The organism is Enterobacter sp. CGMCC 5087, assembly GCF_003144775.1.
Lineage (GTDB): Bacteria > Pseudomonadota > Gammaproteobacteria > Enterobacterales > Enterobacteriaceae > Enterobacter > Enterobacter cloacae_M.
Genome location: NZ_QFXN01000243.1, coordinates 1 through 12,948 on the forward strand (window position 1 = coordinate 1; position 12,948 = coordinate 12,948).

The following is a 12,948-nucleotide window of genomic DNA, read 5'->3' on the forward strand; positions in this document are numbered from 1 at the left end:
TCACCAGCGGACGGATCTGATAGGTGTCTTTATAGCTCACCACTTCTCCCGTACGGCCGTTGCGGATACGGATATCTTTGGTGTCGATATCGCGAGACATCAGGTTTTGGCCGCTCACGCCAACGGTCCAGTGTTCGCCGAAATCAGCCGCAATACCGGCATCGACGTTAAAGCCCGTGTCTTCCGTGCGGTAGCGGCTGTCGTTCCACTTGTTACTGTCGTAATCGTAGATTGACGTGGTGTAGTTATAGACCCAGGTTTTTTGCAGTTTTGGCGTCACGCCCACGGAAACCGGGACGCCGCCGAGGTCAAACTGACGGGCAACGGCAACACCATAGTCGGACACAATCGCCGCCCGGCCAGACGCCGTTGAGTTGAGATTTTTAGTGATCTGATCCGTGCCGTTCAGCGCAGCGTCCAGGGCAACACCGGCAGCCACCACTTTGCTTTGTTGAATACCGCGCAGATAATCAATATCTTGCTGATCGATAGACGAGCTCACCCGGCCATGGGCATAGCCTTTCGCCATAAAGGCCACGGAAAGCACATCGTTAGGGATACTCACGGCAAGCCCTGCACCTGCCGTCGCGCGTGCGGTTTTACCCTTGAGATAGTCCAGTTCATCAGCCAGATCTTTGGCCGCGCCCTGGAACTGATTAATGGAACTTAACGGATTGGTAATAATGTCTCCTGGCGTGAGGTCGTCAACCACATCCTTATAGTGATTGATTTTGTCGTTGATGGTATCTATCTCGTCCTGAAGATTGTCCTCATCCGTCACCTGTACGCCAACGGACGGCAAAATGACCGTCACATCATCGTCCGGTTTTGCCTTTGCCAGCAACGCGGGGTTGATTAACGCCCCGCTACCATAGCTCCCAGCCGCAACGCCGGTACCACCCATTGCGTCACTCCGTGATTCTGTCCAGGTATTGGCTGCTCCCGCCTGATTTGCCATAAACAAGGAAACAGCGATACTAACCACCGAAAATTTAAAATTTTTTTTCACAGTATGCCCGTTATAGTCTGTTATGAAATAACCCCTGTCTGTTATCACCCAAACAGGAACGAACTATTGCTGTGAATAAGTAGTAAAAGACCCGCTATTTCTATCCCTAAGTAAAACTTCCTTACGGCCTGTTGTATTTTGTGACGACCCTCAATATTTATAGAAGAGGAAATTATTTTTTCCCAGGTTTTCCATCATGCGGTCCAAAAAACTGGGGCGGGTGGTCTACCCAGCGATCCTCACGGGTAGCGGCATAAACGGGGTTGAGCGGATAGTAGATGCGGTTGTGCTTCTTATTTGCCTCGCCAACGACCAGTAACCGCACCTCTTCGTCCGTGTTGTTGATAAAGGTATGGCAAATACCGGTTCCGGCAGGAAACCCCACGCTGTCGCCCGGTTCAAGTTTCCATAAATAGCCATTAATCCACGCTTCTGGATGACCTTCGAGCACATAAACGAACTCTTCTTCATCGCTTTCCGCATGCGGATAGGACGTCCTGCGCCCGGGCGGTAAACGCTCATGATGGATACCAATGCGCCCGAGCCCAAGCTTGCGAGCCAACGGGGCGCCGATAGAAAATCGCTCATCGCTATCTGGATAGGTCGAATCATCCGCGCCTTCTACGTCGCGCCAGTGCCGAATACAGTCAGGTTTTTTCATTGTTTATTTCCCGGTTTGTAATTGGTCAGGTATAGCACAGACTGGCGGATCTCGGCGTTTTTACCAGAACATGATAAAGTGAGGGTTTTCCGTCCTATAACATCCGGGGTGCTAAATGGATAAGTCCACAAAAGAGCTGTTAGCGCAGGCCGAAAAGCTGTGTGCGCAACGCAATGTGCGCCTGACTCCGCAGCGCCTTGAAGTCCTACGTCTGATGAGCCTGCAGCAGGGTGCCATCAGCGCCTACGATCTGCTCGACCTGCTGCGCGAAAGCGAGCCGCAGGCGAAACCACCGACCGTGTATCGCGCCCTGGATTTCCTGCTGGAACAAGGATTCGTGCATAAAGTTGAGTCCACAAACAGCTACGTGTTGTGCCATCTGTTCGATCAGCCCACCCACACATCAGCAATGTTTATCTGTGACCGCTGCGGCGTGGTGAAAGAAGAAGCTGCGGAAGGCGTGGAAGATATTATGCATACGCTGGCGGCGAAAATGGGTTTTGCCCTGCGTCATAACGTGATTGAAGCGCACGGGCTGTGCTCTGCCTGCGTGGAAGTGGAAGCCTGTCGTCATCAGGGCGAATGTCAGCACGACCACTCTATTCTTGTGAAGAAAAAACCGCGTTAACGGCAAAAGAAAAGGCGGCACATGGCCGCCCTTAGGGTGTACTTCCTTGTACTTGCGGGTATAGCCCGGTTACCAGCGGTAGTCGTTGCGTTTTTCCCAGTCGCCCACTTCTTTTTCCGCCTGATCTTTCGCGTAGCCGTAACGTTCCTGAATTTTACCGACAAGCTGATCGCGTTTACCTTCAATGACGGTCATATCGTCATCAGTCAGCTTACCCCACTGTTCTTTCGCTTTACCTTTGAACTGCTTCCAGTTGCCGCCGATTTCGTCTTTATTCATCATCGTGTCCTCTTAGTTAAGCGTCGGGTCGTAACGTCCGTTACGTTCTTTTCTGCTGGACGTGATAATTATTGTAGTTAAGGATTCGGCAGTTGATTTCATATTCGGAATCTTTAACCGTCACGATATATCGTGACGTGGAGGGAACCAGGTATCGTTTTGCCAGTGGCGGTGCCAGATAAAAGCCAGCGATATCCCTCTCAGCGAGAGGAAAACGGCCACGGCCAGCCACAAACCGTGATTACCCAGCCAGGGAAGCGTCAGCAGCGTCAGGCCAAACCCGGCCGCAGCGACCGCCATGCTGTTACGCATTTCCGCTCCGCGCGTCGCACCAATAAACATGCCATCCAGCAGATAACACCAGACGCCGACCACCGGTAAGATGACTTGCCAGATGAGATAGTGACTCGCCAGCTCGCGCAGCGCAGGAAGAGACGTAAGCAACGCGACGATTTGCTCACCAAAGCAGGCATAAACCAGGCCGAACGCCAGCGCCACCAGCCCAGACTGGCGGCAGGCTGCCCGCCAGACGTCCCGCAGCTGCCCGCTTTCGCGCGCGCCGTACGCCTGCCCGGAATGCGCTTCTACCGCATAGGCAAATCCGTCCAGCGCGTAGGCGGTAAAGGTCAGCAGCGTCATCAATACCGCGTTGACCGCAACGATTTCTGGCCCCAGTCGCGCCCCGAAAACCGTCAGCGCGCCGAAGCAGAGCTGAAGCAGCAGCGAGCGCAGCATGATGTCACGATTGAGCGCCAGCAGCCTACGGATATTGCCGCGCCACGCGGTTTTGAGCAGCGCCAGGGAGATGCCGCGCATCGTCAGCACGCGCCAGACCATCCACAGGCCAATAATAAAGGTTCCGTACTCGGCAATCGCCGTCGCCAGCGCCGCGCCCCGCACGTTCATATGCAGGCCCATTACCAGCCAGACATCCAGCACAATGTTGAGAAGGTTGCCTACCACCAGCAAAATCACTGGCGCACGGGCGTACTGCACGCCCAATAGCCACCCCAGCAGAACCAGGTTTGCCAGCGAGGCGGGCGCGCTGAGCCAGCGGATTTCAAGGAAACGTCGCGCCTGAGCCAGTACCGCCTCGCTGCCGCCGACAACATGGAGCGCAAGGTCGATCAGGGGCGTACGAAATAAAACGATTAACACCCCCGCGCCAAGCGCAAGGATCAGCGGCTGGACCAGCGCGCGCGCCAGACGCAGCGGATCTTTTGCACCATAAGCCTGGGCCGTGAGCCCGGTGGTGCTCATGCGCAAAAAGAGCAGCAGCATAAACAGGAAGCTGGTTGCCGTCGCGCCAATCGCCACGCCGCCAAGATAAACAGGCGAATCAAGGTGGCCAATAACGGCAGTATCGACCAGACCCAGCAAGGGAACGGTAATATTGGAGAAAATCATCGGCAGAGCAAGACGCCACAATGCCTTATCGGATGCCGTCAGCAGTGACATGAAAAATACCGGGAGTGTGGAATGAAGCAGGCTACAGCAGCGCCATAGCCTGTCAGGAAGAGATTATAGCCATTCACCGTTGCGAATGACCCCAACCGCCAGTCCTTCGATAGAGAAGTTCTGTTCGCGGAGATCGACCACAATGGGTGAAAACTCGCTGTTTTCAGGCAGCAGCTGAACGCTGTTACCCTGTTTTTTCAGACGTTTGACGGTCACTTCGTCATCAATGCGCGCCACAACCACCTGGCCGTTACGCACATCCTGCGTTTTGTGCACCGCAAGCAGATCGCCATCAAGAATACCGATGTCTTTCATCGACATACCGCTAACGCGCAGCAGGAAATCAGCACTCGGTTTGAACATGCCAGGATCGACCTGGTAGTGGCCTTCAATATGCTGCTGTGCCAGTAAAGGCTCACCGGCGGCAACACGGCCTATCAGCGGAATGCCCGTCTCTTCTTCCACCAGCAGGCGGATACCGCGTGACGCGCCTGAAACAATCTCAATCACGCCTTTACGCGCCAGCGCTTTCAGGTGTTCTTCGGCAGCATTCGGAGAACGGAAACCCAGACGCTGCGCGATTTCCGCACGCGTGGGTGGCATACCCGTCTGGCCGATATGATCCCGGATGAGATCAAACACCTCTTGCTGCCTGGTCGTTAACGCTTTCATTCCGCCCCCTGGGTGTATATACAGTTATGCTGTGAGTATATACAGTCAAAGGCGATTTTGGAACCAAAAACTGCACAAAAAACCAGGGACTTAATTATTCCTCGAGGCTCATCGGAAATGTGACCAAAGCAGCGTGACCCAGGTGATAACTGCAGTGATAATCGCCAGCAACACGGCAGCAGAGCCCATGTCTTTTGCGCGGCCAGAAAGCTCGTGGAAATCTGAACCAATGCGATCGACAACGGCCTCAATAGCGCTATTAAGAATTTCCACTATCATCACCAGAAGTACGGAACCGATAAGAAGTACGCGGGTAATAGCATCAACATCAAGGAAACAGGCGATGATCACCGCGATGATTGCGGCGACACCCTCTTGGCGAAAGGCAGCTTCGTTGATCCACGCGGCACGGAAACCTTTCCATGAATAGCCGGCGGCTTTGATGATACGCGTTAACCCAGTGGTATTATTGGCCATTAAAAGAACCTTTTATGAAAAAAAGCGTCAGTAACAGGAACTGTAGCGCGTTTCGCTACAGCCTGAAGTATGACGGGTAACAACAGAAATTTTGCGCGCTTTCTGTTATCCTTGCGCCGCAATTGCATTATTAACCAGAGGCTTTACATCGTTTATGTCCGGCTGGCCACGAATTTACTACAAATTACTTAATTTACCATTAAGCATCCTGGTAAAAAGCAAGTCTATCCCAGCAGAACCCGCGCTGGAATTGGGGCTCGATACTTCGCGTCCTATTATGTACGTTTTGCCTTATAACTCGAAGGCAGACTTACTGACGCTTCGTGCCCAGTGTCTGGCGCATGACTTACCTGACCCGCTTGAACCGCTTGAAGTTGACGGTACACTGCTGCCGCGCCACGTGTTCATTCACGGTGGACCGCGCGTGTTTACCTACTACACGCCAAAAGAAGAGTCCATCAAGCTGTTCCACGACTATCTCGACCTGCACCGCAGCAACCCCGATCTGGATGTGCAGATGGTGCCGGTGTCGGTGATGTTTGGTCGTCGTCCGGGCCGTGAAAAAGGTGAAGAGAACCCGCCGCTGCGCATGCTTAACGGCATCCAGAAGTTCTTCGCGGTCTCCTGGCTGGGACGCGACAGCTTTGTGCGTTTCTCCCCTTCCGTTTCGCTGCGTCGAATGGCGGACGAGCATGGAACCGACAAGATCATCGCGCAGAAACTGGCGCGCGTGGCGCGTATGCACTTCGCCCGCCAGCGCCTGGCTGCCGTAGGGCCGCGTCTCCCGGCGCGTCAGGACCTGTTCAACAAGCTGCTGGCCTCCAAAGCGATTGCTCGCGCCGTTGAAGACGAAGCGCGCAGCAAGAAAATATCGCATGAGAAAGCCCAGCAGAACGCCATTGCGCTGATGGAAGAGATTGCAGCGAACTTCTCATACGAGATGATCCGCCTGTCCGATCGTATTCTCGGTTTTACCTGGAACCGCCTCTACCAGGGCATCAACGTTCATAACGCCGAGCGCGTACGCCAGCTGGCGCATGATGGCCATGAGATTGTCTATGTTCCCTGCCACCGCAGCCACATGGACTACCTGCTTCTTTCCTACGTGCTCTATCACCAGGGGCTGGTACCTCCGCACATTGCTGCCGGTATCAACCTGAATTTCTGGCCAGCAGGTCCGATTTTCCGCCGCCTGGGCGCGTTCTTTATCCGTCGTACCTTCAAGGGCAACAAGCTCTACTCCACCGTGTTCCGCGAATATCTGGGCGAGCTGTTCAGCCGCGGCTATTCCGTTGAGTACTTCGTGGAGGGCGGTCGTTCCCGTACCGGACGTCTGCTCGATCCGAAGACCGGCACGCTGTCGATGACCATTCAGGCGATGCTGCGCGGAGGAACCCGTCCAATCACGCTGGTGCCAATCTACATTGGCTATGAGCACGTGATGGAAGTGGGCACGTACGCCAAAGAACTGCGCGGTGCGACCAAAGAGAAAGAGAGCCTGCCACAGATGCTGCGCGGCTTGAGCAAGCTACGCAATCTCGGTCAGGGCTACGTGAACTTCGGCGAACCGATGCCGCTGATGACGTATCTGAACCATCACGTTCCCGAGTGGCGCGAGTCCATCGATCCTATCGAAGCGATTCGTCCGGCCTGGCTGACGCCAACCGTCAACGGCATCGCGTCCGAGCTGATGGTGCGCATTAACAACGCCGGTGCGGCAAACGCCATGAACCTGTGCTGTACGGCGCTTCTGGCTTCGCGTCAACGCTCGCTGACCCGCGAGCAGCTCACGGAGCAGCTGGATTGCTATCTGGACATGATGCGCAACGTGCCGTATTCCGTTGATTCAACCGTGCCTTCTGCTACCGCCAGTGAGCTTATCGATCACGCGCTGCAGATGAACAAGTTTGAAGTCGAAAAGGACACGATCGGCGACATCATCATTCTGCCGCGCGAGCAGGCAGTGCTGATGACCTACTACCGCAACAACATCACCCATATGCTGATGCTGCCGTCGCTCATGGCGGCTATCATCACCCAGCATCGCCGTATTTCGCGTCAGGAGCTATTGCGTCACGTTGAGACGCTCTATCCGATGCTGAAAGCGGAGCTGTTCCTGCGCTGGAGCAAGGATGAGCTGGCGGGCGAACTGGACAAACTGACGGAAGAACTGCGTCGTCAGGGGCTAATCACCGTCTCAAACGACGAGCTGCACATCAATCCGTCGCGTTCCCGTACCCTGCAACTGCTGGCGGCCGGCGCGCGCGAAACGCTGCAGCGCTACGCCATTACGTTCTGGCTGCTGAGTGCGAACCCGTCTATTAACCGCGGTACGCTGGAGAAAGAGAGCCGGACGCTGGCACAGCGCCTGTCCGTTCTGCACGGCATTAACGCCCCGGAGTTCTTCGACAAAGCGGTCTTCAGCTCTCTGGTCCTGACGCTGCGTGACGAAGGCTACATCAGCGATACGGGCGATGCCGAGCCGGAAGAGACGCTGAAGGTGTACCAGATGCTGGCAGAACTGATCACCTCGGATGTGCGTTTGACGATTGAGAGCGCGACGCAGGACGAGTGATGTGAAAAAGCCGGGTGGTGGTTTCACCTGACCCGGCCTGGCGTTCTGCATAATATAAAGGCCCGGTAAGCGCTAACGCTACCGGGCCTTATTTTTGAGCCTTGTTAAATCACCGCATTCAGCTCAGCAACGTAAAGGCTATCATCCCGACAATCGCACCCGTCGTACCGAGGATGGTTTCCATCAGCGTCCAGGTTTTAAGGGTTTGCGCTTCGGTAGCGCCGGTAAATTTCCCGAACAGCCAGAAACCCGCGTCGTTAACGTGAGAGACCACAATCGAACCGCCCGCGATACAGATAGACAGCGCGGCCATCTGCGCACCGGAGTAGTTCAGCTGTTCAATCACCGGCATCACCAGACCCACGGCGGTTAAGCACGCCACGGTTGCGGAACCCTGGATGATACGCACCGCCGCCGCCAGCACGAAGCAGGTGACCGCAATCGGCAGGCCCATCCCGGTCAGCGCTTCGCCCAGAGCCGGGCCCACGCCGGAATCCACCAGCACCTGCTTGAACACGCCGCCGGCGCCGATCACCAGCAGGATAATGCCCGCCGGCTGCAGCGCGGCACCGCAGATCTCCATCACCCGGTCTTTTGGCATCCCCTGACGCATTGCCAGGCCGTAAATCGCCACCAGACAGGCCACCAGGATCGCCGTGAACGGGTGACCGATAAACTCAAACCATTCGTAGGCGCTGGAACCCACCGGCACAAAGCGCGCGGCGATGGTTTTCAGACCCACGAGAACCAGCGGGAGCAGGATCAGCGACAGGCTGAAGCCGAAGGACGGCATTTTGCCCTCGCCCAGGTGCGGCTCGGTGATGTCGTCCGGAATATGCAGCTCAACGTAACGGCTGATGAAGTTGCCCCACAGCGGGCCGGCAATAATCATCCCCGGAATTGCCGCGCACAGGCCAATCAGGATCATCCAGCCAAAGTCGGCGTGCATCTGGGATGCCAGCAGCATCGGCGCAGGCCCCGGCAGCAGAAACGCTGCTGCCGCCGCCACGCCCGCAAACAGCGGAATGACCAGCTTCACGAGGTTAGTACCGGTATGGCGCGCCATGGAGAACGCGACGCTTATCAGCAGCACAACGGCCACTTCGAAGAACAGCGGCAGCGCGCAAATCAGGCCCGCCAGACCAATCGCGTAGTGCGCGCGGCTGTGGCCGAAGGATTTCAACATCTTGACGGCAATCTGGTCGACCGCCCCCGTCTCGTGCAAAATCTTGCCAAACATCGCGCCCAGCGCGACCACAATCGCCAGGAAGCCCAGCGTGCCGCCCATCCCTTTTTCCATCGTCGCGGCGATCTTGTCGAGCGGCATACCGGAAAAGAGACCTGCACCTATAGAAACCACCATCAAAGCAACAAAAGCGTGCATACGCGCCTTCATCACTAAAAACAGCAGCAGCAATACCGAACCCACTGCTGTCAAAACTAGCGTTAATGTACTCAAAACTTACTGCCTTTTATTGATGACCTCGATGGTGCTGGCAACAACACCCTCCAGTGACTGATCGATATCAACCACTAAGACGTCTTTCTCGTCTTCACCCGGCTCCTGCAGCGCTTCGAACTGCGTCACTAGCATCTGGGTTTTGAAGAAGTGACCTTTACGCGCCTTCAGACGGCTTTCAATCACCTCGAAATCCCCTTTCAGGTAGATGAAAGAGAGGTTCGGGTTGCCGTCGCGCAGCAGGTCGCGGTAGGTTTTTTTCAGCGCGGAACAGACGATCAGGGAGACTTTGTTGGTGCGCTGCATCGCGAACGCGGCGTCATTCAGCGCCTGCAACCACGGTTTGCGGTCGTCATCGTTCAGCGGCTCGCCGGAGGCCATTTTCATGATGTTGCTGCGCGGATGGAGGAAGTCGCCATCAAGAAACGCAGCCTGGAGTTGATGCGCCACTTCGCTGGCTACGGCTGATTTCCCGCTACCGGAAACGCCCATCAGGACGTAGACGTGGTGATCGTGATTAGTCGTGCTCAAAGGGTGTCCCTCAGTCAATTGTTACGGGTAACAGTTATCGGTAACATTGTCCTGCCGGGGCAAAAGAGAAGCAATATCCAAACGTGCGCGAAGTGAATAAGTGTGAGCTACTTCAAATTTGTCAGTTCAAATAGATCCACCCGGTGACAAGGTGAAACCTAAATCTAACATTTTTGGGGTAACCGTCTCGCCACGAATGCGCGCCAGCAGGCGTTCTGCGCCAATGCGGCCCATACGTTCACGCGGGGTCAGGACGCTTGCCAGACGCGGCTCCATCACCTGGCCGATGTCGTGGCCGTGGAAACCGGCAATTGCCATATCATCCGGGATCTTGAGCCCCAGACGCTGACACTCAAACGCCGCGCCGACCGCAAGGTCATCGTTGGTGCAGAAAATACCGTCCAGTTGCGGATACTCGCGTCGTGCCTGACGCATCAGCTCAATACCCGACGTATAGGAAGAGGACTGCTCCACCATTACGCTGTAGGGGGTTAAGTTCGCGTCGAGCATCGCCTGCTCGTATCCCTTCTGTTTGATGATAGTACGTTCATCAAGACGCGCACCCAGATAGGCGATATGACGATGACCGCGAGCGATGATGGCCGCCGTCATCTGGCGCGCCGCTTCGAAGTTATCGAACCCCACGGCGATATCGAGGCACGGCGACTGGCTGTCCATCAGCTCCACCACCGGGATACCGGCCACTTCGATCATTTTGAGCGTGCGGGCAGTGTGGGTACGTTCCGTTAAAATCAGGCCGTCGATGTTCCAGGAAAGCATCGATTCAAGACGTTCCTCTTCCAGCTCCGGCTTGTACCCGTAGTGTGCAAGCATGGTCTGATAGCCAAAAGCATCGGTTACGCTTTCAATGCCGCGCAAAACTTCGGCGAAAACCTGGTTGGTCAAGGAAGGAAGCAGGACGCCCACCGCACGGCTGGTCGCATTGGAGAGAATATCGGGCGCGCGGTTGGGGATATAACCCAGTTCATCAAGGGCAGCGGCAATCTTGCCACGTAACGCCACGGAAACCTGCTCCGGGTTACGTAAAAAACGGCTGACCGTCATTTTGGTCACACCGACGCGATCGGCGACATCCTGAAGTACGGGGCGTTTCTTTTTCATCGTCCTGAGAAATCTTGAAGTGAGAGATTTGCTCAGTTTATCACGGACAAAGCCCATCCTTCCCCTGTCAAAGGGAAGGATGGGCATTTATTTATGATTTATTACACCGGCGGCAGGTCAAACAGCAGAATTTCACTTTCGCTGTCGGCATGCACGGAGAGCGCCTGCTCATCCCAGACGGCCAGACCATCGGCGGTTGTCGCTTTGGTGCCGTTGATGGACACTTCACCTTTCACCACCTGGATCCAGACGCGGCGGTTGGCGGCAATCTGGTGCACAGACTGTTCGTCTTTCGCCAGCGCCCAGCGGTACAGCTCCATATCCTGATGCACCTTCAGGGAACCTTCACGCGCATCCGGGGACAGCACCAGCTGTTTGCCCTGTTTTGCGTCGAAGCGGCGCTGCTCGTAGCGCGGCGTGATGCCGGTCTCTTCTGGAATGATCCAGATTTGATACAGGTGCAGTTTTTCCGTTTTGCTCGGGTTGTACTCGGAATGACGCACCCCGGTACCCGCGCTCATAATCTGGAACTCGCCCGCCGGAACCTGCTCTTTGTTACCCATGCTGTCCTGGTGCTCAACCGCCCCTTCCAGCACATAGGTCAGGATTTCCATGTCTTTGTGCGGGTGGGTACCGAAGCCCTGGCCTGCATCAATCACGTCGTCGTTAATCACGCGCAGTGCGGAGAAACCCATGAAGTTTGGGTCGTAGTAGTCGGCAAACGAGAATGAATGCCATGAGTCCAGCCAGCCATGATTCGCGTGACCACGTTCGTTTGCTTTGCGTAAGTAGATCATTGTTTTCACCCTCAGTTCGTTTCGATGGAGTAAGTGTGGACGCAAACCGCCCTGGATCATAGAGGGTGAAAATTGACTCCTCTGTTCAAAAATTATGAATAAGGGAAGAGGAGCCGTTTTTGCTTATTTCGCGAGGGTTACCGTGGCAGGAGAAGCCTGCTCGAAGGCCCGCTCGAGGATTTCCAGGTTGGCCAGAACGTCAGATTCCTTGACGTAATTCGGCGCGCCGGTTGTGAGAGTTTCATACAGCGCATCGTAGACGCGGCCATAGTCGCCAATTTCCGGTTTTAACTCTTCTCTCACCGTCACGCCCTCATCGTTCACGTACTCCAGCATGCCCACGGAATCATCCGCCGCAAAGCCCGGCTCACCCGGCATGATGTTGGCCTTCAGGCTGGTCTCCTGCTGGTCGATGCCGTACTTGATGAACGAGCCTCGGGTGCCGTGAACGATAAATTTCGGATAGTCGATTTTCACCAGATGGCTGGTTTTGACGATGGCTTTCAGGTCGCCGTAGAACAGCTGCGCTTCAAAGGTGTCGTCCGGATTGGCTTTATTACGCAGGCTGCGGATGTCGTATGCGACATGATCCGGTCGGCCAAAAAGGGAGATGATCTGGTCCATGGTATGCACGCCCAGACCATAGAACGAGCCGTCCTGCGGCAGGCCGGGTTGGGTTTCCGCTACCGGACGGTAGTAATCGAAGTGGCTTTCGATTTCCACAATGTCGCCCAGCTTGCCGCTTTCAATCGCCTTTTTCGCCGTCAGGAAGCAGCTGTCAAAGCGACGGTTCTGATACGGCGTAACGGTCAGGCCTTTACTTTTCGCCAGCGCGAACAGCTCTTTTGCTTCGGCGATGGTCGGGGTGAACGGTTTTTCCACCAGCACGTTTTTGCCCGCTTCCAGCGCGCGTTTCGCGTAGTCGAAGTGGCTGTCGGCGTGCGTGCAGACGACAACCAGTTTGACCTGCGGGTCGTTAAGCACGTCATCCAGATCGCTGGTGAAATGAATATGAGAATACTGCGGGGATTGCTCTTCCGGCTTCGCGCGGCGGCGGAAGACGTGCGCGACGTGCCAGCTGTCTTTACGGTTGAGAACATACGGCAGGTGGTAGCGGGTCGTACTTTTACCAAATCCAATAAATGCGCAATGTAGTGTCATGGCTCAGTCCTTTTGGAAGGTTACTGAGTCTAACCATAACAAAAAAAAAGCCAGCTAAAAGCTGGCTAAAGTAATACTGGAAGCAATGTGAGCAATGTCGTGCTTTCAGGTTCCCGTAG

The 12,948-nt window shown here is 55.4% G+C and carries 13 protein-coding genes; 2 read left to right on the forward strand and 11 right to left on the reverse strand.

The genetic code is table 11. The annotated features are described in order from the left end of the window. Both DEO48_RS21465 and DEO48_RS21470 read right to left on the reverse strand, forming a co-directional pair. Positions 1 to 1,009: conjugal transfer protein TraF (locus tag DEO48_RS21465; RefSeq protein ID WP_109846261.1), on the reverse strand; the 1,009-nt coding region annotated here is incomplete at its 3' end. 172 nt (positions 1,010 to 1,181) lie between these two features. Continuing rightward, entirely contained in the window at positions 1,182 to 1,670 is a 489-nt protein-coding gene (locus tag DEO48_RS21470) for a cupin domain-containing protein (protein ID WP_023310041.1), read from the reverse strand. A gap of 115 nt (positions 1,671 to 1,785) precedes the next feature. Here DEO48_RS21470 and zur point away from each other — a divergent pair, with 115 nt between their 5' ends. Next, positions 1,786 to 2,298: a zinc uptake transcriptional repressor Zur gene (zur, locus tag DEO48_RS21475; RefSeq protein WP_109846239.1), complete on the forward strand. Its 513-nt coding sequence runs from the start codon at positions 1,786 to 1,788 to the stop codon at positions 2,296 to 2,298. Positions 2,299 to 2,367: 69 nt separating this feature from the next. On the opposite strand, the gene DEO48_RS21480 is transcribed toward zur, so the two are convergent. From DEO48_RS21480 to DEO48_RS21495, 4 genes are all read right to left on the reverse strand, one after another. Next, on the reverse strand, positions 2,368 to 2,577 hold the full coding sequence (locus DEO48_RS21480) for a CsbD family protein (protein WP_014830284.1): 210 nt from the start codon (positions 2,575 to 2,577) through the stop codon (positions 2,368 to 2,370). Between the two features lie 120 nt (positions 2,578 to 2,697). Beyond that, complete coding sequence (gene dinF / locus DEO48_RS21485; RefSeq protein WP_109846240.1) at positions 2,698 to 4,035, reverse strand: MATE family efflux transporter DinF; 1,338 nt, start codon at positions 4,033 to 4,035, stop codon at positions 2,698 to 2,700. A gap of 63 nt (positions 4,036 to 4,098) precedes the next feature. Then, a complete protein-coding gene (lexA, locus tag DEO48_RS21490; protein WP_045909165.1) occupies positions 4,099 to 4,707 on the reverse strand; it encodes a transcriptional repressor LexA in 609 nt (202 codons plus the stop codon). A 108-nt stretch (positions 4,708 to 4,815) separates the two neighbouring features. After that, on the reverse strand, positions 4,816 to 5,184 hold the full coding sequence (locus DEO48_RS21495) for a diacylglycerol kinase (RefSeq protein ID WP_023334158.1): 369 nt from the start codon (positions 5,182 to 5,184) through the stop codon (positions 4,816 to 4,818). A 154-nt stretch (positions 5,185 to 5,338) separates the two neighbouring features. Here DEO48_RS21495 and plsB point away from each other — a divergent pair, with 154 nt between their 5' ends. Continuing rightward, complete coding sequence (gene plsB, locus DEO48_RS21500; protein ID WP_109846241.1) at positions 5,339 to 7,759, forward strand: glycerol-3-phosphate 1-O-acyltransferase PlsB; 2,421 nt, start codon at positions 5,339 to 5,341, stop codon at positions 7,757 to 7,759. A 118-nt stretch (positions 7,760 to 7,877) separates the two neighbouring features. Here plsB and gntU read toward each other — a convergent pair whose 3' ends face one another. From gntU to DEO48_RS21525, 5 genes are all read right to left on the reverse strand, one after another. Further along, positions 7,878 to 9,218: a gluconate transporter gene (gntU, locus tag DEO48_RS21505; protein ID WP_010436459.1), complete on the reverse strand. Its 1,341-nt coding sequence runs from the start codon at positions 9,216 to 9,218 to the stop codon at positions 7,878 to 7,880. Between the two features lie 3 nt (positions 9,219 to 9,221). Then, on the reverse strand, positions 9,222 to 9,749 hold the full coding sequence (gene gntK / locus DEO48_RS21510) for a gluconokinase (RefSeq protein ID WP_008503362.1): 528 nt from the start codon (positions 9,747 to 9,749) through the stop codon (positions 9,222 to 9,224). A gap of 126 nt (positions 9,750 to 9,875) precedes the next feature. Beyond that, positions 9,876 to 10,871 (reverse strand): gluconate operon transcriptional repressor GntR, encoded by a 996-nt coding sequence (gene gntR / locus DEO48_RS21515; RefSeq protein ID WP_021242747.1) that lies wholly within the window; start codon positions 10,869 to 10,871, stop codon positions 9,876 to 9,878. A gap of 101 nt (positions 10,872 to 10,972) precedes the next feature. Then, positions 10,973 to 11,668, reverse strand: a complete 696-nt coding sequence (locus tag DEO48_RS21520) for a pirin family protein (RefSeq protein WP_003861565.1) — start codon at positions 11,666 to 11,668, stop codon at positions 10,973 to 10,975. A gap of 123 nt (positions 11,669 to 11,791) precedes the next feature. Beyond that, positions 11,792 to 12,829 (reverse strand): oxidoreductase, encoded by a 1,038-nt coding sequence (locus tag DEO48_RS21525; protein WP_109846242.1) that lies wholly within the window; start codon positions 12,827 to 12,829, stop codon positions 11,792 to 11,794. Positions 12,830 to 12,948 lie beyond the last annotated feature (119 nt).